Raw genomic sequence first — 25,180 nt, forward strand, 5'->3', positions numbered from 1 at the left:
CGTTCCATGCTTTGAGCATGTATTGATTTGGATCAAGGTGGCTTCTCAGCAGGGCCGCCAAAACGCCACCGTCAGATAGACCCAGTGCAAAAAAGAAACGAGTCGACGCTGGCAAGACGAAGGGACGCTTGAATGTCGAATTATTTGAAACTGGTCGGGCTTGGCCTGGTGACATTGTTCATGATGATCGCCGCCAGCTACGGCCGAGATCTCGCTTACCAGGTACATGCGGTTATCCTCATGCTGGTCGCGGGTGGTCTGTTCCTCTGGACCCTCCGCAATACGGACGAACCCAACCTCTCTCCGGCCGCGCCTGAGACGGGCTATATGGACGGCGTCATCCGCTACGCCGCCGTCGCAACTGTCTTCTGGGGCGTTGTCGGCTTTCTGGCCGGCACGTTCATCGCGTTCCAGCTGGCTTTCCCCGTGCTCAACTTCGAATGGGCCCAACCCTACATGAACTTCGGGCGTCTGCGGCCGCTGCACACCTCGGCGGTGATCTTCGCCTTCGGGGGCAACGCGCTGATCTGTACGTCCTTCTACGTGGTTCAACGCACCTCGGCCGCACGGCTCTGGGGCGGCAACCTCGCGTGGTTCGTGTTCTGGGGCTATCAGCTCTTCATCGTGCTCGCGGCCACCGGCTACCTGCTGGGCGGCACGCAATCCAAGGAATACGCCGAGCCCGAGTGGTATGTTGACCTCTGGCTTACCATTGTCTGGGTGGCCTACCTGCTCGTCTTCCTCGGCACGATCGTGAAGCGCAAAGAGCCGCATATCTACGTGGCGAACTGGTTCTACCTCTCCTTCATCGTCACCGTGGCCATGCTGCACGTGGTGAACAACCTCGCGATCCCGGTCTCGATCTTCGGCTCCGACTCGGTGCAGATTTTCGCCGGTGTGCAGGATGCGATGACGCAGTGGTGGTACGGCCACAACGCCGTGGGCTTCTTCCTGACCGCAGGCTTCCTTGGCATGATGTATTACTTCGTGCCCAAGCAGGCCGAACGCCCGGTCTACTCCTACAAGCTTTCGATCATCCACTTCTGGGCGCTGATCTTCCTGTACATCTGGGCCGGCCCCCACCACCTGCACTACACCGCGCTGCCCGACTGGGCTTCGACGCTCGGCATGGTGTTCTCGATCATCCTCTGGATGCCGTCGTGGGGTGGCATGATCAACGGCCTGATGACGCTCTCCGGCGCATGGGACAAGATCCGCACCGATCCGATCATCCGCATGATGGTGGTGTCGATCGGCTTCTACGGCATGTCCACCTTCGAAGGGCCAATGATGTCGATCAAGGCGGTGAACGCGCTCAGCCACTACACCGACTGGACGATCGGCCACGTGCACTCCGGCGCTCTGGGCTGGAACGGCATGATCACCTTCGGCGCGCTCTACTTCCTGTTCCCGAAACTCTGGAACAAGCAGGGGCTCTACAGCCTGGCGCTGGTGAACTGGCACTTCTGGCTCGCCACCATCGGCATCGTGCTCTACGCCGCCTCCATGTGGGTGACGGGGATCATGGAAGGCCTGATGTGGCGTGAAGTGGACGCCAACGGCTTCCTCGTGAACTCTTTCGCCGACACCGTGGCCGCGAAGTTCCCGATGTATGTGGTCCGCGCTCTGGGTGGTGTGCTCTACGTCACCGGCGGTGTGATCATGGCCTATAACCTCTGGATGACCGTGCGCAAAGGCGAGCCCAAGGCGGCTGCTGCTTCTGCTGCGGCACCGGCCGAATAAGGAGGGCCGAAAGAGATGGCTATTCTCGACAAACACAAGGTTCTGGAAAAGAACGTTTCGCTCCTCCTGGTCTTCAGCTTCCTCGTTGTGACCATCGGTGGCCTCGTGCAGATCACGCCCCTGTTCTACCTCGAAAACACCATCGAGGACGTCGAGGGCATGCGGGCGTACTCCCCGCTCGAACTGCAGGGCCGCGAGATCTACATCCGTGAGGGCTGCTACGTCTGCCACTCGCAGATGATCCGCCCGATGCGCGACGAGATCGAGCGGTACGGCCACTTCTCGCTGGCGGCGGAGTCCAAGTACGACCGCCCGTTCCAGTGGGGCTCCAAGCGCACCGGGCCTGACCTCGCGCGCGTGGGCGGCCGCTATTCGGATGAATGGCACGTCGATCACCTGACCGATCCGCAATCGGTGGTGCCCGAGTCCATCATGCCGAAATACGGCTTCCTGAAGGACACGCTGATCGATGGCCGCTACATCGGTGATTTCATGTCGACCCATGCCTTGCTGGGCGTGCCCTACTCGGATGAAATGATCGAGAACGCACAGGCCGATTTCCTCGCTCAGGCGAACCCGGACAGCGATTTTGACGCCATGCTTGAGCGGTATCCGGGCGCGCAGGTGCGCAATTTCGATGGCCAGCCGGGGGTGTCGGAGATGGACGCGTTGATTGCCTACATGCAGATGCTGGGCACGCTCGTGGACTTCTCGACCTTCACCCCGGACGCAAGCCGGTAAGGGGGCGGGAATGGATACCTATTCGATCACCCGCCAGTTTGCGGACAGCTGGATGCTCTTGGCGATGTTCGTCTTCTTCCTTGGTGTCGTTGTCTGGGTGTTCCGCCCGGGCAGCAGCAAGGAATACAAGGACACCGCCAACATCCCGTTCCGCCATGAAAACAAACCGGCTGACGATTTCGAAGCCGACGCGCAACGCAAGGAGGCGCGGCCATGAGCAAAGCACCCAAGAAGACCCAGCAACCGCAGGACGTGCCCACCACGGGCCACTCCTGGGACGGGATCCAGGAGTATGACAACCCGATGCCGCGCTGGTGGCTCTGGACGTTCTACGCCACCATCGCCTGGGGGATCATCTACACGATCCTCTTCCCCGCCTGGCCGCTGATCACCAAGGCCACACCGGGCCTGCTTGGCGCCTCCACCCGTGGGGACGTCGTGCAGGAAATCGCCCGCTGGGACGACATCAACGCCGCCACCCGGCAGCGTCTGGTGGACACCGAGCTGACGGCTATTGTCGATGATGCGGATCTGAACCGCTTCGCCGTGTCCAACGGCGGCGCCGTGTTCCGCACCTATTGTTCGCAGTGCCACGGCTCCGGCGCGGCCGGTGCCAAGGGCTACCCGAACCTGCTGGACGATGCCTGGCTCTGGGGCGGCGATATCGAGAACATCCACTACACGATCTCTCACGGGATCCGGAACGAGCAGGACGACGACGCCCGCTATTCCGAGATGCCGCAGTTCGGCGAGATCCTCGCAGAAGAGGAAATCCTGCAGGTGGTGGAGCATGTTCTGGCGATCTCGAACCAGGAGCATGACGCGGAACTGGCAACAGCCGGGGCGACCGTTTTTGAAGACAACTGCTCCGCCTGCCACGGGGAAGCCGGCATGGGCGACCGTGATCAGGGCGCGCCGAACCTCACCGATGCCGTCTGGCTTTACGGGGGCGATCGCGACACGCTGATCGAATCCGTCACCTACAGCCGCTTCGGTGTGATGCCACCCTGGGCCAACCGTCTGAGCGAGGCCGACATCCGCGCCGTCTCTCTCTACGTCCACCAGTTGGGCGGCGGCGAGTAAGGCTGACGCAAGAGTTCCCTCGGCCCCCAGCCACACGCCAGGGGCCGAGGGTGGCACCGACCCTGATCCTGTTCGCGCGTTTCCAACAGGGTCGGTGCCAAAGAAACGGCCCCCTGTGGTTGAGGAGCCCCTGGGAGCCGTCGGCACCGATCCCGATCCTGTTCGCGCGTTTCCAACGGGATCGGTGCCCCTTTCATTCTAGGGGGCTGCGGGCAGAAAGCGAAACCTATCTCTGCCAGCCGCCCGTTGTCTCACCCGCCCCGCTTCCCTTCGGCAGGGCGAAATGGAAAGGCCAAAAAAGGACACCCGGACACGCGACGCCCTGCAATTCAGGGCCGCGATTGCCCCAAATCCTCTTTGGTGGCACGAACGATGAACCAGTTGCAGTCAATCTCTCCGGCCCCTGTGCGGGGCACCGTGTCGCAGCAGCATCCTGTCGCTGCGGGGCTCTGTCACGCTGCGGACCCGCGCGCGACAGATCACATAGAGGGCAAGGCCCGGTTTGACCTGCGTCAATCCAAAACATATTCGAAACAGGATATGTGTCAGCCAGCCATTTCAGAACGGGAGCCCATCCGTTGAGCAGCTCAGACACCCCCCCGTCCCTTTATTCCGCCCGCGAGCCGATTTTCCCGCGCCGGGTCAGCGGCAAGTTCCGCACCCTCAAGTGGTGGATCATGGGGATCACCCTCGGCATCTATTACCTGACCCCGTGGATCCGCTGGGATCGCGGCCCGAATCTGCCGGATCAGGCGGTTCTGGTCGATCTCGCCAACCGCCGCTTCTTCTTCTTCATGATCGAGATCTGGCCGCATGAGTTCTACTTCATCGCGGGCCTTTTGATCATGGCCGGGCTTGGGCTCTTCCTGTTCACCTCCGCCATGGGGCGTGTCTGGTGCGGCTATACCTGCCCGCAGACCGTCTGGACGGATCTTTTCATCCTCACCGAACGCTGGATCGAAGGCGACAGGAACGCCCGCGTGCGCCTGTGGAACGCGCCGTGGACGGCGCGCAAGGTGCGGTTACGCGTCTTCAAGGGCATCGTCTGGGCCGCCATCGGCCTCGCAACGGGCGGGGCCTGGGTGTTCTACTTCGCCGATGCGCCGACTCTGCTGATGGATCTGCTCACCTTCTCCGCACCGCCCGTGGCCTATATCACCATGGGTATCCTCACCTTCACCACGGTGATGTTCGGCGGCATCGCGCGCGAGCAGGTCTGCATCTACATGTGCCCCTGGCCGCGCATTCAGGCCGCGATGATGGACGAGGACACGATCACCGTGGCCTACCGCGAATGGCGCGGCGAGCCGCGCGGCAAGCTGCGCAAGGGCCCGGTGGACGCGGATGCGGAACCGCAGGGCGATTGCATCGATTGCATGGCCTGCGTGAATGTCTGCCCGGTGGGGATCGACATTCGCGACGGCCAGCAGCTGGAATGCATCACCTGCGCGCTTTGTATTGATGCCTGCGACGACGTGATGGCCAAGATCGGCAAACCGCGTGGATTGATTGACTATCTCGCGCTCACGGATGCGCCGGAAGAGATCGACGGCATCCCGCCCAAGCCGGTGTGGAAGCACATCCTGCGCCCGCGCACGATCCTCTACACCACGCTCTGGTCGCTCGTGGGCGTTGGCCTCGTGGTGGCGCTGTTCCTGCGCTCCGAGATCGAGATGACAGTCGCCGCCGTGCGCAACCCGACCTTCGTGACGCTCTCAGATGGGTCAGTGCGCAACATCTACGACGTGCGCCTGCGCAACAAACACGGCGAAGATCGCCCGTTCCGCCTGTCGCTCACGTCTGAGGAGCCCCTGCGCATCGAACTTGAAGGCACCGAGGAACTTGTGATCATGGTGCCGGCGGACTCGACCTTCCTGCAGCGGGTCTATGTCTCGGCGCAGCCCGGCAGCACGCCGGCAGACGCGCACCGGACGGATCTGCGGCTCTGGGTCGAGGATCTGGGCAGCACCGACCGCGCCTATAAAGACACGATATTCAACGGAAAGGGCACCCCATGACCGCCCCTCTCACCGGCCGCAAGGTCTTCCTCTTCGTCGCTTCGGCTTTCGGGCTGATCATCGCCGTCAACCTCTTCATGGCCACGCAGGCCGTGCGCACCTTCCCGGGGCTTGAGGTGAAGAACGGCTACGTGGCCAGTCAGAGCTTTGATACGGACCGCGAGGCGCAGTTGGCGCTGGGCTGGACGGTCTCGGCTGGCTATGCGGACGGGCTGCTGCGGCTGCAGATCCTCGGGCCCGATGGCGCCCCGGTGCAACCTGACAGCCTGACCGGCACGCTGGGCCGCGCCACCCATACAAAAGACGACATGACGCCCATTTTCGCATGGGACGGGGAGGCCTACACTTTCCCGGCGGAGCTTGCACCGGGCAACTGGAACTTTCGCATGGTGGCGCTGGCCGCGGACGGCACGCCCTTCCGCCAGCGCATTCCCTTCTACGTGAAGAGCGGCGCATGACAACGGCTTCGGCGCAGATCTCGGCCTGCCCGGCCTGCGTGGCTGCGCCGCTGGCGGAAGAGGTGGCCGACGCGCGCGCGCCGGTGCCGAGCGCCGCGCTGCTGCTGTCGCTGCCCACGATCCACTGCGCCGCTTGTATCTCGGCGGTGGAAAAGGAACTTGCCCGCACCCCCGGCGTGAAAAGCGCGCGGGTGAACCTGACGCTGAAACGCGTGACGGTGGAGGCCGAGCCCGAGGTGACCGCGCCCGACATTGCCGCGCGGCTTGAGGGCATCGGCTATGAGGCCCATGAGCTCGATCCGGGTGCCCTGAGCGCCACCGCGACCGACAAGGCGGGCCGTGATCTGCTGATGCGGCTGGCTGTGGCTTTCTTTGCCTCGATGAACGTGATGCTTCTCTCCGTGGCCGTCTGGTCCGGTGCGGAGGATGCTACGCGGGACATGTTCCACTGGATTTCGGCGCTGATCGCCTTTCCGGCGGTGGCCTTTGCCGCCAAGCCTTTCTTCACCAACGCCTGGGCTGCGCTCTCTAAGGGGCGCATGAACATGGACGTGCCGATCGCGCTGGCCATCGCGCTGGCGCTCGGCACCTCGCTCTATGAAACCGCCCATTCCGGTGAACACGCCTATTTCGACGCCGCCCTCACGCTGACCTTCTTCCTGCTCGCGGGCCGCTACCTTGATCACCGCACCCGCGCCGTGGCGCGCTCTGCCGCTGAGGAGCTGACCGCGCTGGAAGTGCCGCGCGCGCTGCGGCTTTTGGCGGATGGCAGCGAGGAAGAGGTGCGTGTGGCCACGCTGGCGGTGGGGGATCTTGTGCGGGTGAAACCCGGCGGGCGGATGCCCGTGGACGGGGTGATCGCGCAAGGCGCAAGCGAGCTGGACCGCAGCCTGCTGACGGGCGAGACCCTGCCCGTGTTCGCCGAGGTCGGCACCGCTGTGAGTGCAGGTGAAGTGAACCTGACAAGCCCGCTCGTGATCCGGGCGACAGCCGTGGGGCGCGATACCTCGCTGCACCGGATGGCGGATCTGGTGGCCGTGGCCGAAAGCGGGCGTAGCCGCTACACCTCGCTCGCCGACAAGGCCGCCAAGCTCTATGCGCCGGGCGTGCATATCCTTGCCGCCTTCTCCTTTCTTGGCTGGTATCTTTACACCTTCGATCTGCGCACGGCGCTGAACATCGCGGCGGCGGTGCTGATCATCACCTGCCCCTGTGCGCTTGGGCTGGCGGTTCCTGCTGTCACCACGGCGGCCTCGGGGCGGCTGTTTCGCAAAGGCATGCTGATCAAACACGCCACCGCGCTGGAGCGGCTGGCGGAGGTGGAGATCGCCGTTTTCGACAAGACGGGCACGCTCACCGAGGGCAAGCCCGAGGTTATGAACGCAGGCGCGCTGTCGGATGCGGTGCTGTCGCAGGCGCTCGGGCTGGCGCAGGGCTCCAGCCATCCGCTGTCGCAGGCGATCTGCGATCTGGCGCGGGGGCGCGGCGTTGAGGCTGCGGAAGTGGAGTCTGTGAGCGAGATTCCGGGCCGGGGCCTGCAGGGCCGCTTTGACGGCCGCCGCCTGCGGCTGGGCCGCGCGGGCTGGATCGGGGCCGCGCCGGAGGGGAGCGGTACGGCGAGCTATCTGGAAATCGAGGGCGAAGCGCCGGTTGCCATCCTGTTTCAGGATCGCCTGCGCCCCGGTGCGCAAGAGGCCATCGCAGGGCTGCAGAAGCAGGGCATCCGCGTGCATCTGCTGTCGGGCGACGCTGCGCCGGCCGTGGAGGATCTGGCCCTTCGGCTCGGCATCCCCGACTGGCAGGCGGGCGCGTTGCCCGAAGAGAAAGCCGCGCGGGTGGCGGAGTTGTCGCGGCAGGGCTGCGTGTTGATGGTCGGCGACGGGTTGAACGATACGGCGGCGCTGGCGGCGGCGCATGTGTCCATTTCGCCCGCCACGGCGCTGGACGCGGCGCGGGTGGCCTCCGACATCGTGCTTCTGGGCCGCGATCTTTCGCCGGTGGCGGAAGCCACGGTGACGGCGCGCAAGGCCACGAAGCGCATCCGGGAGAACTTCCGCATTGCGACGCTCTACAACGTGATCGCCGTGCCGATCGCGGTGGCCGGGCTGGCCACACCGCTGGCGGCGGCGCTGGCGATGTCGCTCTCCTCGATCACTGTATCCCTGAACGCGCTGCGGGTAAGGTGAGCCTATGGAAATGCTCACCTACCTGATTCCGATCTCGCTCTTTCTGGGCGGGCTCGGCCTTGCCGCCTTCTTCTGGGCGATGAAGACCCATCAGTTCGACGATCCGGAAGGCGACAAGCACCGGATCCTGAGCGACGATTGGGACGACAGGCCCAAACCGTGAAGGCGACTCAGCGGACGCGCCCCTTGCGGGGCGCGGCAGGATCAGCCCGCCTTGCGGCGGGCGGTTTGCCTCCGGCGGAGATATTTTTGGAACAAAGTTACTGTTGAAGCGTTTCGGATTTAACCTGATCCGCCGTGCATCGTTTTTCGCGTTCGACCGAAAGGAGAGGCAGCGAAAAAGCGATTCAAGGTGTATCCGAAACGCTTTAGCGCCAGGCAAAGAAATCCGGCGCGGCGCGGGAAAGCAGGGTTTCGGCGAGCGCTGTGCCGAGGGCCTTGGCTTCTGCGGCCGGGCCGGTGATCTGGTCTGCCAGTTTCTCGCTGCCGTCGGGGCGCAGGATTTCGCCGCGCAGGGTGAGGCTATCGCCTTTGAGCGTTGCCAGCCCGGCGATGGGGGTTTCGCAGGAGCCGTCGAGCCGGGCAAGGAAGGCGCGTTCGGCGGCGAGCCGCGTGCCGGTGTCGGCGCAGTGCAGCTCTGACAAAAGAAAGGCGGCGCTGTCGTCGTTTTCGCGGCGTTCGATGCCGATGGCCCCCTGGGCGACGGCGGGAAGCATCTCCTCCGGGGCGATGGCGGCGGTGGCGACCTCCGGCGTGCCGAGGCGGTTGAGCCCGGCGAGCGCAAGGAAGGTGCACTGCGCCACGCCATCGGAAAGCTTTTTCAGCCGGGTCTGCACGTTGCCGCGGAACTCCACCACGGTGAGATCGGGCCGGGTGTTCAGGAGCTGGGCCTTGCGGCGCAGGGAGGACGTGCCGACGACGGCACCGGGGGGTAGGGCGGCGATACCCGGGTGGTGGTAGGAGATGAAGGCATCGCGCACGTCTTCGCGGGGCAGAAAGCAATCCAGCACGAGCCCGGCGGGCTGTTCGACCGGCATGTCCTTGGAGGAATGCACCGCGATGTCGATCGTGCCGGCGAGCATCGCCTCCTCGATTTCCTTGGTGAAGAGGCCCTTGTTGCCGATCTCCTTCAGGGGGCGGTCGGCGTCGATCAGGGTGCGATCATCGCCCGTTGTCTTGATCACCACGATCTCGAAAGCGGCTTCGGGCAAGGCGAAGGCGGCCATCAGACGGGCGCGCGTTTCGCGGGCCTGGGCGAGGGCGAGCGGGGAGCCGCGGGTGCCGATCTTGAGGGGCTGTTCGGGAGAGGGGAGGGCGTGCGTCATGGGGCCTTGATAAACGCGGCAAATCGGCCTGACAACGCCCATCCGCTTGACATCATGCCGCTGGCTTGAAAGGTCGGTTTCTGCAAGCAGACAGCGGGGAAATCATGGCCCAGACGAAGACGATCCTGAAGGCGCTCAACGGCGAAACGCAAGCGGTGCCGCCGATCTGGATGATGCGGCAGGCCGGGCGTTACTTGCCGGAGTACCGCGCCACGCGGGCGCAGGCCGGGGATTTTCTCTCGCTTTGCTATAACCCCGACCTCGCCGCCGAGGTAACGCTGCAGCCGATCCGCCGCTACGGCTTTGATGCGGCGATCCTCTTTGCCGATATCCTTCTGGTGCCGCAGGCACTGGGGGCGGATCTTTGGTTTGTCACCGGCGAAGGGCCGCGGCTGTCCACCATCACCACGCCGGGCGAACTGGCGGCGCTGAAGCCGGTGGAGGACATCCACGAGGTGCTCGCGCCCGTCTACGAGACGGTGAAAATCCTTGCGCGCGAGTTGCCTTCCGAGACGACGCTGATCGGCTTTGCCGGTGCGCCCTGGACAGTTGCGACCTATATGATCGCCGGGCGAGGCACGCCGGATCAGGGCCCGGCCCATGCGCTGATGCAGGCCGACGTGGCCACCTTCGAGGCGCTGCTGGCGCGGATCACGGCGGCCACGATCGAATATCTCTCGATGCAGATCGAGGCGGGCGCCGAGGTGGTGAAGCTGTTTGACAGCTGGGCTGGATCGCTCAAGGGCGAGGCTTTCGGAAAATACGCGCTGGAGCCTGCGAAGGAGATCATCGCGGCCCTGAAAGCGCGCCATCCGGGCGTGCCGATCATCGCCTTCCCGCGCGAGGCCGGCGAGAACTACGTGGGCTTTGCCAAGGCCACTGGCGCGGATTGCGTTGCGCTGGACAACTCTGTGTCGCCGGAATGGGCCGCCGCCCATGTGCAGGTGGATGGCTGCGTGCAGGGCAATCTTGCCTCGCGCCACATGGTCACCGGGGGGCAGGCGCTGGTGGAGGAGACGCGGGCCATCGTGAAAGCCTTCGGCAATGGCCCGCATATCTTCAACCTTGGCCACGGCATCACGCCGGATGCGGATCCGGAGAACGTTCAGCTCATGATCGACACGGTGCGCGAGGGGCGGGGTTAACCGCCCGGCGCCAGTAGAAGCGCCGCATCCGCGCCATTGCGGGTGACGCGTGTCAGGGCGTTGACCGGCAGATCCACCCAATCGCTCACTGCGCCATCGGGCCAAATCACGCGCAGATCGGCCTGCGTGGCCATGCCGAGCCCGATGTGCAGGGGTACGGCATCGCCGCCCGCATGGCCGCCGCCCACGGTGATCTCGCGCAGATGGGTGCGCCCGCCGGCGCGGATCTCGGCGAAGGCCCCGACGGCACGGGTGTTCGGCGCGGGGTGGCGCAGCGCGACCATGGCCCAGTTGCCCGGCGCATCTGACGTGTTCTGATAGGCCTCTGCCGCCGCGCGGCGGTTGACGACGATCAGGTCCAGCAGCCCGTCGAGATTGAGATCGACGAGCGCCGCGCCGCGGCTGCGCTCCACCGTGGCAATCCCAGCGGTTGCGCCATGTTCGGTGAAACGGCCGTCGGCCTGTTGCACGAGCAGGTTGTTCGGATCTTCCATTGCGGCGCCGGGCATTTGCTCGACATTGCCCTTGGCGACGAAAATATCGTCCCGCCCGTCGTTCTGCACATCGCCGAAGGCCACGTGCCAGCCGGTGGAGGGGCGGCCATCGTCGCCCACATAGGGGCGGTGGGCGGTGGTGCCGGAATCAAAATGCGCATCCTCATAGACGGGGCCTTGCGCGCCTTCCGCCAGCGCCTGGAACTTCTGATCGCCCATCGAGGTGAGATAGACCTCCTGCCGTCCGTCGCCCGTCATGTCGCGGGTGGCGATGCCCATGCCCCAGAGGGCGTAGGGCTTCCAGCCGTCCTCCTCGGTGTAAAGCCGGGGCGTGGGTTCCATCGCCCAGAGCTGCTCCTGCCCGCCTTTCACGTAGTAATGGCGATCGTTGGAGACGCGCAGATCCTGACGGCCCGTGCGGGACCAGTCGGAAAACAGCATCGAGAGCGGGCAATAGGCGGGGGCGAGCGGGAGTGGCGTGCCGTAGCCTGCGCCATCCTGCCGGTAGAGCGCGCCGGGGGCGCAGGTGCCGAAGGGGCCTTTCGGGTCCGCGCGATCCACGTAATTGCCGAAAGCGAGCGTGGGCAGCGTCGCGCCTTCTTCCCAGGTGGCGGAGAAGGCGGTTGTCCAGCCCTCCGGGTCGCTTTCAAAGCCGAAGGCCTTGCCCATCGGCTCGAAGCGGCAGTTGCCGAGGCCGCGCATCAGGCGGTTTTCGCCGACGCGCAGTACGGCCAGATCGAGCGTGCCGTCGCCGTCGATGTCCAGCGGGTAGGCCCCGGTGACACCTTCCAGCGCGAGGGATTTCGGGGTGGCTTTCTCGAAGCGGATCGCCGCGCCGTGGCCTTTGGTGGTATTCTTCAACAGCATCGCCGGGGCGCTGCCACCGGCAAGGAAAGCCTCGGGCAGATCATCGCCGTTGCAATCGAAGACGGCCACGCCGCCGCCGACGAAATGCTCCCAGCCGCCGGAGTAGATATGCTCGGGCAGAGGCACAGGGCTGAAGCGCGGCTCCGCCGTGACGGTAAGTGGCGCGAGCAGCAGGAGACCTGCGAAGGCGGCTTTATACGGCATCGGTGATCTTTCTGATGGCGAGGTCGGTGACGCCGTCCATGGCGAAGGCGGCCGCGCCCTTGGCCCACATGAGATCGCCCCATTTGTGGATGCGCACCTCGGGCAGGGGGGCGTCCACCTGGATCACGGCGGCCTTCATGGCTTCAAGGACTTCATCGGCGTAGAGGTAATCGAACTGCATCCGCTCGCCGGAGAGGATGATCAGTTCGGGGTCAAAGATGTTGACGATATTGGCGAGCCCGATGGCAAACATGCGCCCGGCGCGATGGAAGATCGATTGCGCGGTGGTGTCGCCGGCCTTGGCCTTGCGAAAAAGCATGTCGAGCGTGGCGTTCTCGGTCTCGCTTCCGCTGAGCAGGCCGGTGATGCTGGCCTCGCGCAGCAGGGCGTAATCGGCCACATAGGCCTCGAGGCAGCCGCGCTGGCCGCAGCGGCAAAGCGCGCCGTCCAGATGCACCTTGGTGTGGCCGAATTCCGCGCCGCAGCCGCGCGTGCCACGATAGAGGGCGTTGTCGATCACAATGCCCATGCCGACGCCATGCTCGATCGTCACCACGATGAAATCGGTCACCGTCTTGCCCATGCCAAAGAGCTGCTCTGCCATGGCGACGAGATTTGCATCGTTGTCGATGAAGACGGGGATCGGCAGCAGCGCCTCGACCTTGTCGCGCAGGCTCACGTTGCGCTCCGTCATGGAGGGCGACCAGTACACAAAGCCGCGCGGCGCATCGATGATGCCGGCCACGCCGATCCCGAGGCCCGAGATCTGCTCCACCTGCATGTCGGCCTCGGAGGCTGCGGCGCGCACCGAGTTGGCGATGAACTCGGCCATGGCTTCAGGGGCGAGCTTGGAGGCGGGCAGGGCGGCGGTGTATTCGCTCACCGTGTTGCCCTCGAAATCGATCAACGCCACCATCACGTTGCGGCTGGCCACCTTGAGCCCGGCCACGATATGAGCCTCGCCCCGGATCTTCAGGGCCACGCGCGGGCGTCCGCGGCGGGAATCGGGCTTGGACTCCGGCGCGATCTCCTCGATCAGCCCGGCCTTGAGCAACTCAGACGTGATCGACGTGACCGTGGCCGGGCTTACACCGGTTTTCTGGGCAATATCGATCCTTGCGATCTGCCCGGATTTGCGTATCGTCGAGATGACTTTCTGGCGCCCGGACTCTCTTTGATCGGACACCGATGTCGCGCGGTCGATTCGTGCCACTGGCTGTTCCTCCCCAAGGAACTATATTTCACTGAATAAAATAAATCCGCAAGCGCGGTTGTTTGCTAGGGCATAAAAGTTAGCGCAAACATTATATTTTTCAGTGGCTTACACGAAATTTACATCCGTCCTCCGTATTTAATTAGACCTTCAAAATAAATAATGTTAGAAACAGGGAGCCGCTGCGATTCCAACAGGACGCATGGGAGAGCGGCGGTGTGAACTCTAGGGAGGAAATCATGAAGAAATTCACCGGTATTGTTGCGGGCGTGTTCGCCGCAACCATGGCTACCACTGCACTCGCCGATGGCGTTGTTGTCGGCGTGAGCTGGTCCAACTTCCAGGAAGAGCGCTGGAAAACCGACGAAGCCGCCATCAAGGCCGCTCTGGAAGCCGCTGGCGCCGAGTATATCTCTGCCGACGCGCAATCCTCGTCCGCCAAGCAACTGTCCGACGTCGAGAGCCTGATCGCCCAAGGCGCTGACGCGCTGATCATTCTTGCCCAGGACGCCTCTGCCGTGGGCCCGGCTGTTGAAGCCGCCGCCAACGAAGGCATCCCGGTTGTGGCCTATGACCGTCTGATCGAAGACAGCCGCGCCTTCTACCTGACGTTTGACAACGTCGAAGTGGGCCGCATGCAGGCGCGTGCCGTGCTGGAAGCTCAGCCCAAAGGCAACTACGTGATGATCAAGGGCTCCCCGACCGACCCGAACGCAGATTTCCTGCGCGGCGGTCAGCAGGAGATCCTGCAAGCAGCCATCGACGCGGGCGACATCACCATCGTCGGCGAAGCCTACACCGATGGCTGGGTTCCGGCCAACGCACAGCGCAACATGGAGCAGATCCTGACCGCGGCCGACAACAAGGTTGACGCCGTTGTCGCCTCCAACGACGGCACCGCCGGTGGCGTTGTGGCAGCACTGACCGCACAGGGCATGGAAGGCATCCCGGTCTCCGGCCAAGACGGCGACCACGCCGCTCTGAACCGCGTGGCTCTGGGCACCCAGACCGTTTCCGTGTGGAAAGACGCGCGTGAGCTGGGCAAGGCTGCCGGCGAAATCGCCGTGGCGCTGGCTGGCGACAGCATGGCCAAGATCGACGGCGCTGCCGAGTGGACCTCGCCGGGCGGCACCACGATGAACGCGAAGTTCCTCGCACCGGTTCCGGTGACGCAGGAGAACCTGAACGTCGTGATCGACGCAGGCTGGATCGGCAAAGACGCCCTCTGCGCCGGCGCTTCCATCGCGCTCTGCAACTGATCTGACACGCTTCCGCTTCCCCGCCCCACGCGCGGGGAAGCAACCCATTTTCCAAAATTCCTGACATTGCTGTAGGCTCTCACCGGGTGCACGCCGCTGGCGGACACTGGGCCTGCATCGCAATGGGTGACGTCCGAGAGCGGGAGAGGACACACAACATGCAAGACAAAGCCAAGAAATTCTTTGCCAGCCTGGGGCTCGATACCCGGCTGCTGGGGATGATCGGCGCCCTCGTGGTGATCTGGATCGTCTTCGGTATCGCGACCGAGGGCAGGTTCCTCTCGCCGCGCAACTTTTTCAACGTGTCGGTGCAGACGGCCTCTGTGGCGGTGATGGCTACGGGCATGGTCTTCGTCATCGTGACACGCCACATCGACCTGTCCGTCGGCTCCATGCTGGGCTTCATCGGTATGACAGTGGCCGCGCTGCAGGTGCAATGGCTGCCGCAGGTGCTCGGGCTCGGGCATTGGTCGATCTGGATCATCGCTGTCGTCGTCGCGATCCTGATGGGCGCGGTGCTGGGCGCGTTCCAGGGCTGGATCATCGGCTACCTGACGGTGCCGGCCTTCATTGTGACGCTTGGTGGCTTCCTGATTTATCGCGGTGCGATGTGGTGGGTCACCAAGGGCCAGACGCAAGCGCCGCTGGATCCGACCTTCCGCCTGCTGGGCGGCGGGGCAGAGGGCACGCTGGGCGAGACCTTAAGCTGGGCCTTTGGCCTGATTGCTGCCGTGGCCGCCGTGGTGGTGATGCTGCTGAGCCGCAAGCGCAAGGCCGATCACGGCTTCGTCGTGAAACCGGTCTGGGCGGAAGCCATTATGATGAGCCTCGCAGCCGGCCTGATCATCGCCTTTGTCTGGATCATGAACAGCTATCCGATCCCGAAAGGCGCGATGAAGCGCATGACGGAAGCCCAGGGCATCGAATACACCGAGGATCTGGTGTGGAACCATGGCGTGGCCATTCCGGTGCTGATCCTGCTCGTCGTCGCGCTGGTGATGACGGTGATCTCCACCCGCACCCGTTTTGGCCGCTACATCTACGCCACTGGGGGCAACCCGGAAGCCGCGGAGCTTTCGGGCATCAACACCCGCCTGCTGACGGTGAAGGTCTTTGCCCTGATGGGCGCGCTCACCGGCATCGCCTCGATCATCGCCTCTGCCCGCCTGAACGCGGTGGATGTGGGGCTCGGCACGCTGGACGAGCTGCGCGTGATCGCGGCGGCCGTGATCGGCGGCACCGCCCTGAGCGGCGGCTTCGGCACCATCTACGGCGCGGTCATTGGCGCGCTGATCATGCAATCGCTGCAATCGGGCATGGCCTCTGTGGGCGTGGATGCGCCGCTGCAGAACATCGTGGTGGGCTTCGTGCTCGTCTTCGCGGTGTGGGTCGATATCGTGTACCGTCGCAAGACCGGCGCGTAAGGGGAGGAACGACAGATGGACAAGAAAACCCCTCTCGTGGAGATGGATGACATCCACATCTCCTTCGGTGGCATCAAGGCCGTGGACCACGTTTCCGTGGATCTCTATCCGGGCGAAGTTGTGGGCCTGCTGGGCCACAACGGGGCCGGGAAATCGACGCTGATCAAGATCCTCTCCGGGGCCTACAAGGCCGATGGCGGCGAGATCCGGATCAACGGCGAGAAGGCCGTGATCAACAACCCCCGCGATGCGCGCAAGTACAACATCGAGACGATCTACCAGACGCTGGCTTTGGCCGATAACCTCGACAGCGCCTCGAACCTCTTCCTCGGGCGCGAGCTGGTGACACCGCTGGGCATGGTCGACGATGACGCCATGGAAGCCGAAACCCGCAAGATCATGGGCCGGCTGAACCCGAACTTCGAGAAGTTCTCGGCCCCAGTGTCGGCGCTCTCGGGTGGTCAGCGGCAGTCGGTGGCGATCGCGCGTGCGGTCTACTTCAACGCCAAGATCCTGATCATGGACGAGCCCACCGCGGCGCTCGGGCCGCATGAGACACAGATGGTGAGCGAGTTGATCCAGCAGCTGAAGGCTGAAGGCATCGGCATCTTCCTGATCAGCCACGACATCCATGATGTGATGCAGCTTTGTGACCGCGCCTCGGTGATGAAAAACGGTAAGCTCGTGGGCACGGTGGATGTGGATACCGTCACCGATGACGACCTGCTGGGCATGATCATCCTCGGCAAGCACCCGCATGAGAAGGCGGACGCGTAAGCTTCTGGCCTGACCTAGGTGAAAAAGAAACCGCCGCGAGGACGCCCCTCGCGGCGGTTTTCATTTGAGCGCCCTATGTGAAGCGCAGGCCCTGCTGCGCCGCCTAACCCGTCCCAGAACGGCTGCGAGGCGCGACATCTCGTCGGTTTTTTCAGTGTCTCCGCAGACTTTGCAAGCCTTTCGGCTTGATCTACCCTGAGGTGAACGGGGGTCGGTTATCGCAGCCTTCTCCTGCCGGAGGGTGGTATGGATTTGATCACAGGGTCGCGTGTGCTCTTGGCGGTTTCCCTTCTCGTCACGGGCTGGTTTCAGGATTGTAGCGGCGGGCCAGAGGGTGTGGCGCTTGGGGAAACCGCGCGGGAACGGGTGTCGCTGACCGCGACCGCCAACCAGATCGTCGTCGCGCTGCCGGTGCCGGAAGGCGCAACCGTGGACGCCGGCACGGTGCTTGTGCAGCTTGATGACCGCATCCAGAAAGCCAACGTGGCTCTGGCCGAGGCACGGCTTGCCTCGGCGCAAGCGGCCCTCGACAAGCTCGTGGCAGGCGCGCGCCCCGAAGAGATCGCCGTGGCCGAAGCCAATGTCGCCGCCAAGAAGGCCGAGTTGCGCGAAGCCGAGAGCGTTTATGAACGAGATCGGCGGCTGGTTGAGGCCGACGCCGTCACGGTGGCGCGTCTGGAAGCCGATGAGGCCCGCAGGGACGCCGCCCGTGCCGCGCTCAGCGCGGCGGAGCAGTCTCTCAAGGAATTGCGGGTGGGTGCGCGCGAAGAAGATCTGCGCCGCGCCGAGGCCGATGCGGATGCCGCACGGGCGGCACTGGAAGCCGAACAGGCCCGGCTGGCAGAGCTGACGATCACCGCCAGCCGGGGCGGAGTCCTCGACAGCCTGCCTTGGAACCTCGGCGAGCGGGTGACGGTTGGCAGCCCGGTGGCCGTCGTCCTTGCCGGCGAGGCGCCGCAGGCCCGCGTCTATATTCCCGAGGCCCATAGAGTGGGGCTTAAGGAGGGCGACAGGCTGCCTGTCCATGTGGACGGCCTGCCGGAGCCGCTTACCGGCGTGGTGCGGTGGATCAGCTCCGATCCTGCCTTCACGCCCTACTACGCCCTCAATCAGGAAGAACGGGGCCGGCTTGTCTACCGCGCGGATATCCTTCTGCCAGACGCCGATCCGGATCTGCCGCTGGGTATTCCGGTGCAGGTGGATATGCCGTGACCGACCTCGCCGTGGAAGCAAGCGGTCTGACCCGCGCCTTCGGGGAAAAGCGCGCCGTGGATGCGCTGGATCTCGCGGTCCCGGCTGGCACGATCTTTGGCTTTCTCGGGCCCAACGGCTGCGGCAAGACAACGACGATGCGCTTGCTGACGGGTCTGCTGCGCCCCAGCGCCGGCACCGCGCGGGTCCTGGGGCATGCGCTCCCTGCCGAGGCCGAGGCGCTCAAGCGCAAGATCGGCTATATGACCCAGACATTCTCGCTCTATCGGGATCTGACGGTGGCCGAAAACCTGCGTTTCGCGGCTGACATTCACGGCATGAACGCGGCCCGGCGGCGGCTGCGGATCGCCGACGTGCTCGCGCGCTTTGATCTGGAGGACCTGACCAGCCAGATGGGAGGCTCGATGAGCGGCGGGCAGCGCCAGCGGCTTGCGCTAGCTGCGGCGGTGCTGCACGAACCGGGGCTATTGTTCCTCGACGAGCCAACCTCGGCGGTAGACCCGGAGACGCGCCGCGATTTCTGGGAAACGCTGTTTGATCTTTCGGCGGCCGGGGTGACGATCATCGTCTCCACGCATTTCATGGACGAGGCCGAGCGCTGCCAGCAGATCGCCATTCTCGACAAGGGCCGCAAACGTGCCGATGGGGCGCCCGACGCGCTGATGGCGGGGCTTCCGGCGCAGGTGGTTCAGGTGGAAGGCGGCGATCTGCGCACCGCCAAGCGCGCCATTGAGGGCCAGCCTTCGGTGATCAGTGTGGCGCAAATCGGAACGCGGCTGCGCGTACTCGTGGATCGCGCGGAGAGCGATCCGGTGGCGCTGGTGCGCGCAGGCATGCCGTCACAGGCCGAAGCCGGACTCGTGCGGCCCAACCTCGAAGATGTCTTCGTGGTGGCAACACGGCACGCGCCGGGCGAAGAGGCCGCGGCATGACGGCGCTTCGGCGGATCCTCGCGGTGCTGCGCAAGGAAATCTGGCAACTGCGCCGCGACAGGCTCACCTTCGGCATGGTGGTGATGATCCCGCTGATCCAGCTTTTGCTCTTCGGCTTCGCCATCAACACCAACCTGCGCCACATCCCGGCGGTTCTGGTGGATCAGAGCCAATCCGGCCTCAGCCGCGCGTTGGTGCAAATGGTCGAGGCCACGCAGGTGGTGACCTTCACCGAGCGCACCGTGGATGTGGCCGAAGCCGAACGGCTGATCGCCGGTGCCAAGGTGCGCGCGGCATTTATCATTCCGGAGGATCTGTACCAGAGGGCCGTGACCAGCCCGGCCACCGGCTTCGCGACACCGCCTTCCACGGATGAGGTCACCGCGCGCCCGGTGGCGCAATGGATCGTGGACGGCTCCGATACGGTGGTGGCCGGGGCGGTCCGCAGCCTGCGGGCGATGCCTCTGGCAGAGCTGTTCCGCAAGCCGCCCAACCGCAGCGTGCCCACGTTCGAAGTGGCCTTCTACTACAACCCCGAGCAGCGCACCGTGGTGAACATCGTACCGGGCCTCGTGGGGATCATCCTGACGATGACGATGATCATGTTCACCTCGGCGGCCATCGTGCGCGAAACCGAGCGCGGCAACACCGAGATGCTGATCACCACGCCGATCCGCCCGATCGAACTGATGGTGGGCAAGATCATCCCCTATATCGTGATCGGGTTCATTCAGGTGGCAATCATCCTCGGGCTCGGGAAACTGGTGTTCAACGTGCCGATGCAGGGCACGCTGGCCGATCTCTTCGTGGTCACGTTGCTGTTCATCCTCGCAAGCCTTTCGCTGGGGCTGGTAATCTCGACCGTGGCCAAGAGCCAGCTTCAGGCGATGCAGATGACGGTGTTCTTCCTGCTGCCCTCGATCCTGCTCTCGGGCTTCATGTTCCCATACGAAGGGATGCCCGTAGCGGCACAACGCATTGCGGATGTGTTGCCAGCCACGCATTTCATGGTGGCGATCCGGGGCGTCGTGCTGCGCGATGCGGGGCTTGCGGAGCTGTCGGGACACCTCTGGTTTCTGGCCGCTTTCGCGCTGGCGGGCCTCCTCGTGGCCGCCCTGCGCTTCCGCAAACGGCTGGACTGACGCCTATAACCTAAAACACCGCCGCTCGCGAATGCGAACGGCGGTGTGAACGCTGTGCTGGCGGGGCTGATTACTTCATCAGCGCGCGGGCGGCGTCCGGGCCAAGGGCTTCGGGGCGCTCGCAGGTGGTGGTGATCTCCAGCACCTGACCGGTCTCGCCGGCTTTCAGAATCGAGGTCATCACGTCCACTGCGTGCAGGGCGAGATCCTGATCGCAGCGGTGCTTGCGGCCTTCCTGAATGGCCACGGCCATATCGGCGAGGCCGGCGGTGCGGTAGTTGGCGCGTTCGCCGTCGTTGACCTTCTCGAACGGATGATCCCAGCCCTCGGGCAGCGCCACGAGCGTGGTTTTCTCCGTGATCTCCAGCGGGCCACCGAAGAAGTTCGGATCCGGCACGTAGAGCGAGCCCTTTTCTCCGTAGAGCTCCATGTTGCCATGGCGGTGGCTGAAGACGTCCCAGCTGGTGCCCAGCGTCACTACGGCACCGGAGGCGAATTCCAGCAGCGCGTGGATCGTGGTGGGGGTTGTGACCTCCACATATTCGCCGTTGCGCGGCTCACTGGTGATCAGACGCTTGGTGCGCGGCGTGGCTGTCATGGCCGACACGCGGGCGATCGGGCCGATCAGCTGGATCAGGTTGGTGATGTAATAGGGGCCGATATCAAGGACCGGGCCGGCACCGGGCTGGAAGAAGAAATCCGGGTTCGGGTGCCAATGCTCCAGTCCGAAGCTCATCACATGGGCAGTGCCGGAGGTGATCTTGCCCACGGCACCGGTATCGATCAGGTGCCGGGCGTGCTGGTGCACTCCGCCGAGGAAGGTGTCGGGCGCGGAGCCGACGCGCAGGCCCTTTTCTTCCGAAAGCGCCTTGATCTGCTGGCCCTCATCGAGCGAGAGCACGAAGGGCTTTTCGGAGTACACATGCTTGCCCGCCCGTAGCGCCGCCATCGAGGTTTCGAAATGGGCGTTGGGGATGGTGAGGTTGACGATGATGTCCACATCCGTGGCGGCCATCAGCCCGTCCACGCTTTCGGCGCGCACGCCGAATTCTGCAGCGCGGGCTTCGGCCGCCGCCGGGTTGATGTCCGCCACCGCGCGGATCTTGATCCCCTTGAACATGGGGGCGAGGCGCAGGTAGGCCGCCGAGATATTGCCGCATCCGAGGATGCCGACGCCAAGAGTATCTGCCATGATGTCTGGCCTTTGTTGGGAGTGTCAGAGAGCTTTGAAATTGGCGATGGAGCGGGACGCGAAGCGGTTCAGGTCGTTCGGGTTGTCGTGCTCCATCACGAAGTATTTTGCGGGGGTTTTCGTGCGCAAGGCCGAGAGGATGGCTTTCCAGTCCATCACGCCTTCGCCCACATCGGCCCAGCCGTCTTCATCGGCATTTTCGCCTTCCGGCGCGATGTCCTTCACATGGGCAGCAGTGATGCGGCCGCCGTAGCTGTCGATCCAGGCCATCACGTCGGCCCCGCCGCGTTCGATCCAGGCGATGTCGGCTTCCCAGGCGAGGGAGGGCGCATCATCGAGGATCACCTTCATCGGGATCGAGCCATCGGCCTGCGGGATCACCTCGAATTCGTGGTTGTGCCAGCCCATCGAAATGCCTTCGCCGGCCAGTGAATTGGCAATCGCCTCCAGCCGCTTGGCGAAATCGGACCAGCCGGCGCTGTCAGAGGGGCGCTGCGTGGCATCGATGTAGGGGGCGAAGATCGCCTCGATCCCCAGTGTCCTGGCGATCTTCACCACCCGCGCCAGATCTCCTTCGAGATCGGCGATCCCCACATGCGCGGTGGGCATGGTCAGCCCCGTCGCGTCCATTGCCGCGCGTACCTTGTCGGTATCGACGTAAAGCGCGCCGTAGCCTTCGACGGCCTCATAGCCAAGCGCGGAGATGGTTTTGAACACATCGTCCCAGGGCGTGAAGTTGCGCGCCGAATAGAGTTGAAAAGAAACGGTCATAGGTCAGATCCTGTTTTCTGAGTCGACATCGAAGAGCGAGACGCGCTCGGGCAGGATGCCGATGGTGATGGTGTCGCCTTCGTCGACCTTGCTCTGGCCGTCCATCCGGATGCGGATGCGTTCGCCCGCGAGCTGCGTCCAGACGAGCGTGTCCGAGCCCATCGGCTCCACGATTTCAATGACGGCTTGCGTATTGAACGGCGCGGCTTCGGCCTCGGCGCCTGTCACGATGTGCTCGGGCCGGAAGCCCAGCCAAGCTTTGCCCGGCGAGCGGCCGAGGCCGTCGAAGGCATAGCCCGTGAGCGGAATGGATACGTCGCCGGACAGGAAGCTGTCCGTGTCACCGATCTGGATATCTCCCTGCAGGAAGTTCATCGAGGGAGATCCGATGAACCCGGCGACGTATTTGTTGACCGGACGGTTGTAAATCTCGCCCGGGGCGGCCAGCTGCTGGATCTTGCCGCCTTTCATGATCGCGATCCGGTCGGCCAGCGTCATGGCCTCTACCTGATCGTGGGTCACGTAAATCATCGTGTTGTCGAGCTGGTTGTGCAGCCGCTTCAGTTCCACCCGCAGATCGGCCCGCAGCTTTGCGTCCAGGTTGGAAAGCGGTTCATCGAAGAGGAACACGTCCACGTCACGCACCAGCGCCCGGCCGATGGCGACCCGCTGACGCTGCCCGCCGGACAGCGCCGCAGGCTTGCGATCGAGCAGATTCTCCATTTGCAGGATCTCGGCCGCGTTTGCCACGCGCCGTTCGATCTCATCCTTCGGGAACTTCGCGTTCTTCAAGCCGAACGACAGGTTTCCACGCACCGTCATTTGCGGATAGAGTGCGTAGGATTGAAAGACCATGCCGATCCCGCGATCCGATGGCTCTGCCCAGGTCACGTTCTTGCCGCCAATGAAGATCTGGCCACCACTCACTTCTAGAAGCCCTGCGATACAGTTCAGCAGGGTGGATTTCCCGCAGCCGGAAGATCCGAGCAGAACCAGAAACTCTCCGCGGTTGATGTCGAGGTTCAGGTTTTTCAGAACGTCCACGGACCCGAAACTCAGATCGAGGTTCTTGATCTGAACCGAGGCTTCGGCCACTTGCGGAACGTCTATCGCGATGTCGGCGATTTTGTCAGAGGTTTGTCCCATGATGGTTATCCTTTCACGGCGCCGGCTGCGATACCGCGAACGAACAGCTTGCCGGAGACAAAGTAGATGGTCAGAGGAACGAGCCCGGTCAGCAGGGTTGCTGCCATGTTGACGTTGTATTCTTTCACGCCCTGGACTGAGTTCACGATGTTGTTGAGCTGAACCGTCATCGGGTAGATTTCCGGCTTGGTGTAGACCACACCGAAGAGGAAGTCGTTCCAGATGCCGGTGACCTGCAGGATGAGTGCGACAACGAAGATCGGCAGGCTCATCGGCAGCATGATCTGGAAGTAGATGGCCCAGAAGCCAGCTCCGTCCACGCGCGCGGCCTTGAACAACTCTTCAGGCACAGAACTAAAGTAGTTGCGGAACAGCAGCGTGAGGATGGGCATACCAAAGATCGAGTGCACCAGCACAAGCCCCCAAAGGCTGCCATAGAGCCCCATTTCCCGCAGCAGGATCACGATGGGATACAGCATGATCTGGTAGGGGATGAAGGCCCCGAGGATCAGGATGTTGAAGAACACCTCGGATCCTTTGAACTTCCACATCGAAAGCGCGTAGCCGTTCACCGAGGCAATGGCGATCGACAGGGCGCAGGAGGGCAGCAGGATCTGAACCGAGTTCCAGAAGCCGCGGCTCAACCCGTCACAATTCACCCCGGTGCAGGCCTCGGACCACGCCTTGACCCAGGGCTGGAAAGTGACTTCCACCGGCGGGGAGAAGATGTTGCCCATCCGGACTTCGGGCATGCCCTTCAGGGACGTTACGACCATCACGTAAAGGGGCAGCAGATAGTACAGGCTGACCACGATCAGCGTGCCGTAGATGATGATATTGTTGCGGGTGAAGCGCTTCTTCGGCTTCGGGCCAGCGGGGCCGGTCATTGCAGCGGTGACGTCAGCCATTTTTCCGACCTCCGAATTGCAGGTAAACGTAGGGGACCAGAATGATGACGACGGCGAGCAGCATCATCGTGGAGGCCGCAAAGCCTTGCCCGAGGTTCTGCGCCTGGAAAGTGTAGTCATACACATATTTCGCGGGCACTTCGGATGCGATACCGGGTCCGCCGGAGGTTTGCGCGACAACCAGATCGTAGAGCTTGATGATCCCGGACGAGATCAGCACGAGGGCTGTGATGAAGACGGGTTTCATCATTGGGATAATGATGAAGAGATAGGTTTTGACCGGGCCGATGCCGTCAACCCGCGCGGCCTTCCAGACGTCCTCGTCGATGCCGCGCAGACCGGCGAGCATGATGACCATGATCAGACCGGAGCCTTGCCAGATGCCGGCAATCAGAATGCCAAAAATCACGATGTCGGCGTTGAAGAGCGGGTCGAAGGTAAAGCTCTCCCACCCCAGCTTTCGGACAACCATCTGAACGCCGAATTCAGGGTTGAGGATCCATTGCCACGCGAGGCCCGTCACAACGAAGGACAGGGCAAAGGGATACAGGAAGATGGTCCGAAACGTGTTCTCGAACCGGATCTTCCGATCCAGCAGCGCGGCAAGGGTGAACCCAATCACCATTGTCAGGACCAGGGAGCAAACCCCGTAGACCAGAAGGTTCTCAATCGAGACGATCCAGCGCTTCGTGTTCCACAGACGCTCGTACTGATCGAAGCCGACAAACCGTTCCCGCGGCAAGAGTTTCGAGTCAGTGAATGAGTAGAAAATCGTCCAAAACGTGCAGCCAACGAAGATGACCAGAGTCGTCAGGATCATCGGAATGGCGGCTATTTTGGAGCTCAGATTGCGGAACAGTTTGTTTGGCCTGCCCACAGTGTCCGACGCACGTGCCGGTGCGTCCTGTTCAACCACTGCCATAGTGGCACCTCCCCCGTG

Annotated in this window: 23 protein-coding genes; 15 read left to right on the top strand and 8 right to left on the bottom strand. The window is 63.7% G+C overall.

The annotated features are described in order from the left end of the window. The first annotated feature begins 132 nt into the window (after nt 1-132). The 8 genes from ccoN (at nt 133) to ccoS (ending at nt 8,392) form a co-directional block, all read left to right on the top strand. Nucleotides 133-1,743: a cytochrome-c oxidase, cbb3-type subunit I gene (gene ccoN, locus KVX96_RS16915; protein ID WP_261195940.1), complete on the top strand. Its 1,611-nt coding sequence runs from the start codon at nt 133-135 to the stop codon at nt 1,741-1,743. A 15-nt stretch (nt 1,744-1,758) separates the two neighbouring features. Beyond that, nucleotides 1,759-2,484 (top strand): cytochrome-c oxidase, cbb3-type subunit II, encoded by a 726-nt coding sequence (gene ccoO / locus KVX96_RS16920; protein ID WP_261195941.1) that lies wholly within the window; start codon nt 1,759-1,761, stop codon nt 2,482-2,484. A 10-nt stretch (nt 2,485-2,494) separates the two neighbouring features. Beyond that, the gene (locus tag KVX96_RS16925) at nt 2,495-2,701 is read left to right on the top strand and encodes a cbb3-type cytochrome c oxidase subunit 3 (protein ID WP_261195942.1); all 207 of its coding nucleotides are present in this window, start codon (nt 2,495-2,497) and stop codon (nt 2,699-2,701) included. Beyond that, a complete protein-coding gene (gene ccoP, locus KVX96_RS16930; RefSeq protein ID WP_261195943.1) occupies nt 2,698-3,567 on the top strand; it encodes a cytochrome-c oxidase, cbb3-type subunit III in 870 nt (289 codons plus the stop codon). The genes KVX96_RS16925 and ccoP overlap by 4 nt, the downstream gene beginning before the upstream one ends. Before the next feature lie 578 nt (nt 3,568-4,145). After that, nucleotides 4,146-5,585, top strand: coding sequence for a cytochrome c oxidase accessory protein CcoG (gene ccoG, locus KVX96_RS16935; protein WP_261195944.1), 1,440 nt, complete (start codon nt 4,146-4,148; stop codon nt 5,583-5,585). Beyond that, nucleotides 5,582-6,043, top strand: coding sequence for a FixH family protein (locus tag KVX96_RS16940; protein ID WP_261195946.1), 462 nt, complete (start codon nt 5,582-5,584; stop codon nt 6,041-6,043). The genes ccoG and KVX96_RS16940 overlap by 4 nt, the downstream gene beginning before the upstream one ends. Further along, entirely contained in the window at nt 6,040-8,229 is a 2,190-nt protein-coding gene (locus KVX96_RS16945) for a heavy metal translocating P-type ATPase (RefSeq protein ID WP_261195948.1), read from the top strand. Before KVX96_RS16940 ends, KVX96_RS16945 begins: the two co-directional genes overlap by 4 nt. A gap of 4 nt (nt 8,230-8,233) precedes the next feature. Continuing rightward, entirely contained in the window at nt 8,234-8,392 is a 159-nt protein-coding gene (gene ccoS, locus KVX96_RS16950; protein WP_261195949.1) for a cbb3-type cytochrome oxidase assembly protein CcoS, read from the top strand. Nucleotides 8,393-8,597: 205 nt separating this feature from the next. Here ccoS and hemC read toward each other — a convergent pair whose 3' ends face one another. Next, complete coding sequence (hemC, locus tag KVX96_RS16955; RefSeq protein ID WP_261195950.1) at nt 8,598-9,554, bottom strand: hydroxymethylbilane synthase; 957 nt, start codon at nt 9,552-9,554, stop codon at nt 8,598-8,600. A gap of 104 nt (nt 9,555-9,658) precedes the next feature. Here hemC and hemE point away from each other — a divergent pair, with 104 nt between their 5' ends. Next, on the top strand, nt 9,659-10,699 hold the full coding sequence (gene hemE / locus KVX96_RS16960) for a uroporphyrinogen decarboxylase (RefSeq protein ID WP_261195951.1): 1,041 nt from the start codon (nt 9,659-9,661) through the stop codon (nt 10,697-10,699). Here hemE and KVX96_RS16965 read toward each other — a convergent pair. Together KVX96_RS16965 and KVX96_RS16970 are read right to left on the bottom strand one after the other, a co-directional pair. Continuing rightward, nucleotides 10,696-12,264 carry a CRTAC1 family protein gene (locus KVX96_RS16965; RefSeq protein ID WP_261195952.1) on the bottom strand — a complete coding sequence of 523 codons (1,569 nt, stop codon included), beginning with the start codon at nt 12,262-12,264 and terminating at the stop codon, nt 10,696-10,698. The genes hemE and KVX96_RS16965 overlap by 4 nt on opposite strands. Further along, nucleotides 12,254-13,477, bottom strand: a complete 1,224-nt coding sequence (locus KVX96_RS16970; RefSeq protein ID WP_261195953.1) for an ROK family transcriptional regulator — start codon at nt 13,475-13,477, stop codon at nt 12,254-12,256. Before KVX96_RS16970 ends, KVX96_RS16965 begins: the two co-directional genes overlap by 11 nt. Before the next feature lie 284 nt (nt 13,478-13,761). On the opposite strand from KVX96_RS16970, the gene xylF reads away from it, so the two are divergent. The 6 genes from xylF to KVX96_RS17000 all read left to right on the top strand — a co-directional run bounded on the left by xylF (nt 13,762) and on the right by KVX96_RS17000 (nt 20,223). After that, nucleotides 13,762-14,736: a D-xylose ABC transporter substrate-binding protein gene (gene xylF / locus KVX96_RS16975; protein ID WP_409977138.1), complete on the top strand. Its 975-nt coding sequence runs from the start codon at nt 13,762-13,764 to the stop codon at nt 14,734-14,736. A 158-nt stretch (nt 14,737-14,894) separates the two neighbouring features. After that, nucleotides 14,895-16,160, top strand: a complete 1,266-nt coding sequence (locus tag KVX96_RS16980) for a sugar ABC transporter permease (RefSeq protein ID WP_261195955.1) — start codon at nt 14,895-14,897, stop codon at nt 16,158-16,160. Nucleotides 16,161-16,175: 15 nt separating this feature from the next. Beyond that, nucleotides 16,176-16,937 (top strand): ATP-binding cassette domain-containing protein, encoded by a 762-nt coding sequence (locus tag KVX96_RS16985; protein ID WP_261195956.1) that lies wholly within the window; start codon nt 16,176-16,178, stop codon nt 16,935-16,937. A 246-nt stretch (nt 16,938-17,183) separates the two neighbouring features. Further along, nucleotides 17,184-18,149 carry an HlyD family secretion protein gene (locus KVX96_RS16990; RefSeq protein WP_261195957.1) on the top strand — a complete coding sequence of 322 codons (966 nt, stop codon included), beginning with the start codon at nt 17,184-17,186 and terminating at the stop codon, nt 18,147-18,149. Continuing rightward, a complete protein-coding gene (locus KVX96_RS16995; RefSeq protein WP_261195959.1) occupies nt 18,146-19,081 on the top strand; it encodes an ABC transporter ATP-binding protein in 936 nt (311 codons plus the stop codon). Before KVX96_RS16990 ends, KVX96_RS16995 begins: the two co-directional genes overlap by 4 nt. Continuing rightward, nucleotides 19,078-20,223, top strand: a complete 1,146-nt coding sequence (locus tag KVX96_RS17000; protein ID WP_261195961.1) for an ABC transporter permease — start codon at nt 19,078-19,080, stop codon at nt 20,221-20,223. The genes KVX96_RS16995 and KVX96_RS17000 overlap by 4 nt, the downstream gene beginning before the upstream one ends. 70 nt (nt 20,224-20,293) lie before the next feature. Here the strand turns inward: KVX96_RS17000 and KVX96_RS17005 are convergent, their stop codons facing one another. From KVX96_RS17005 to KVX96_RS17025, 5 genes are read right to left on the bottom strand one after another with little or no spacing between them, the layout of a single operon-like run. After that, a complete protein-coding gene (locus KVX96_RS17005) occupies nt 20,294-21,415 on the bottom strand; it encodes a Gfo/Idh/MocA family protein (RefSeq protein WP_261195964.1) in 1,122 nt (373 codons plus the stop codon). A 24-nt stretch (nt 21,416-21,439) separates the two neighbouring features. Continuing rightward, entirely contained in the window at nt 21,440-22,186 is a 747-nt protein-coding gene (locus KVX96_RS17010; protein WP_261195965.1) for a sugar phosphate isomerase/epimerase family protein, read from the bottom strand. A gap of 3 nt (nt 22,187-22,189) precedes the next feature. Further along, complete coding sequence (locus tag KVX96_RS17015; protein ID WP_261195967.1) at nt 22,190-23,332, bottom strand: ABC transporter ATP-binding protein; 1,143 nt, start codon at nt 23,330-23,332, stop codon at nt 22,190-22,192. A gap of 5 nt (nt 23,333-23,337) precedes the next feature. Continuing rightward, nucleotides 23,338-24,240, bottom strand: a complete 903-nt coding sequence (locus KVX96_RS17020; protein WP_261195969.1) for a carbohydrate ABC transporter permease — start codon at nt 24,238-24,240, stop codon at nt 23,338-23,340. Then, entirely contained in the window at nt 24,233-25,162 is a 930-nt protein-coding gene (locus KVX96_RS17025; RefSeq protein WP_261195970.1) for a carbohydrate ABC transporter permease, read from the bottom strand. The genes KVX96_RS17020 and KVX96_RS17025 overlap by 8 nt, the downstream gene beginning before the upstream one ends. Between the last annotated feature and the right edge of the window lie 18 nt (nt 25,163-25,180).

The organism is Pseudoruegeria sp. SHC-113 (assembly GCF_025376885.1).
GTDB lineage: Bacteria > Pseudomonadota > Alphaproteobacteria > Rhodobacterales > Rhodobacteraceae > Pseudoruegeria.

Coding starts and splice junctions, on each gene's coding strand:
- ccoN (WP_261195940.1), top strand. CDS start 133: ATGTCGAATTATTTGAAACTGGTCGGGCTTGGCCTGGTGACATTGTTC.
- ccoO (WP_261195941.1), top strand. CDS start 1,759: ATGGCTATTCTCGACAAACACAAGGTTCTGGAAAAGAACGTTTCGCTC.
- KVX96_RS16925 (WP_261195942.1), top strand. CDS start 2,495: ATGGATACCTATTCGATCACCCGCCAGTTTGCGGACAGCTGGATGCTC.
- ccoP (WP_261195943.1), top strand. CDS start 2,698: ATGAGCAAAGCACCCAAGAAGACCCAGCAACCGCAGGACGTGCCCACC.
- KVX96_RS16940 (WP_261195946.1), top strand. CDS start 5,582: ATGACCGCCCCTCTCACCGGCCGCAAGGTCTTCCTCTTCGTCGCTTCG.
- KVX96_RS16945 (WP_261195948.1), top strand. CDS start 6,040: ATGACAACGGCTTCGGCGCAGATCTCGGCCTGCCCGGCCTGCGTGGCT.
- ccoS (WP_261195949.1), top strand. CDS start 8,234: ATGGAAATGCTCACCTACCTGATTCCGATCTCGCTCTTTCTGGGCGGG.
- hemC (WP_261195950.1), bottom strand. CDS start 9,554: ATGACGCACGCCCTCCCCTCTCCCGAACAGCCCCTCAAGATCGGCACC.
- hemE (WP_261195951.1), top strand. CDS start 9,659: ATGGCCCAGACGAAGACGATCCTGAAGGCGCTCAACGGCGAAACGCAA.
- KVX96_RS16965 (WP_261195952.1), bottom strand. CDS start 12,264: ATGCCGTATAAAGCCGCCTTCGCAGGTCTCCTGCTGCTCGCGCCACTT.
- xylF (WP_409977138.1), top strand. CDS start 13,762: ATGGCTACCACTGCACTCGCCGATGGCGTTGTTGTCGGCGTGAGCTGG.
- KVX96_RS16980 (WP_261195955.1), top strand. CDS start 14,895: ATGCAAGACAAAGCCAAGAAATTCTTTGCCAGCCTGGGGCTCGATACC.
- KVX96_RS16985 (WP_261195956.1), top strand. CDS start 16,176: ATGGACAAGAAAACCCCTCTCGTGGAGATGGATGACATCCACATCTCC.
- KVX96_RS16990 (WP_261195957.1), top strand. CDS start 17,184: ATGGATTTGATCACAGGGTCGCGTGTGCTCTTGGCGGTTTCCCTTCTC.
- KVX96_RS17000 (WP_261195961.1), top strand. CDS start 19,078: ATGACGGCGCTTCGGCGGATCCTCGCGGTGCTGCGCAAGGAAATCTGG.
- KVX96_RS17005 (WP_261195964.1), bottom strand. CDS start 21,415: ATGGCAGATACTCTTGGCGTCGGCATCCTCGGATGCGGCAATATCTCG.
- KVX96_RS17010 (WP_261195965.1), bottom strand. CDS start 22,186: ATGACCGTTTCTTTTCAACTCTATTCGGCGCGCAACTTCACGCCCTGG.
- KVX96_RS17015 (WP_261195967.1), bottom strand. CDS start 23,332: ATGGGACAAACCTCTGACAAAATCGCCGACATCGCGATAGACGTTCCG.
- KVX96_RS17020 (WP_261195969.1), bottom strand. CDS start 24,240: ATGGCTGACGTCACCGCTGCAATGACCGGCCCCGCTGGCCCGAAGCCG.
- KVX96_RS17025 (WP_261195970.1), bottom strand. CDS start 25,162: ATGGCAGTGGTTGAACAGGACGCACCGGCACGTGCGTCGGACACTGTG.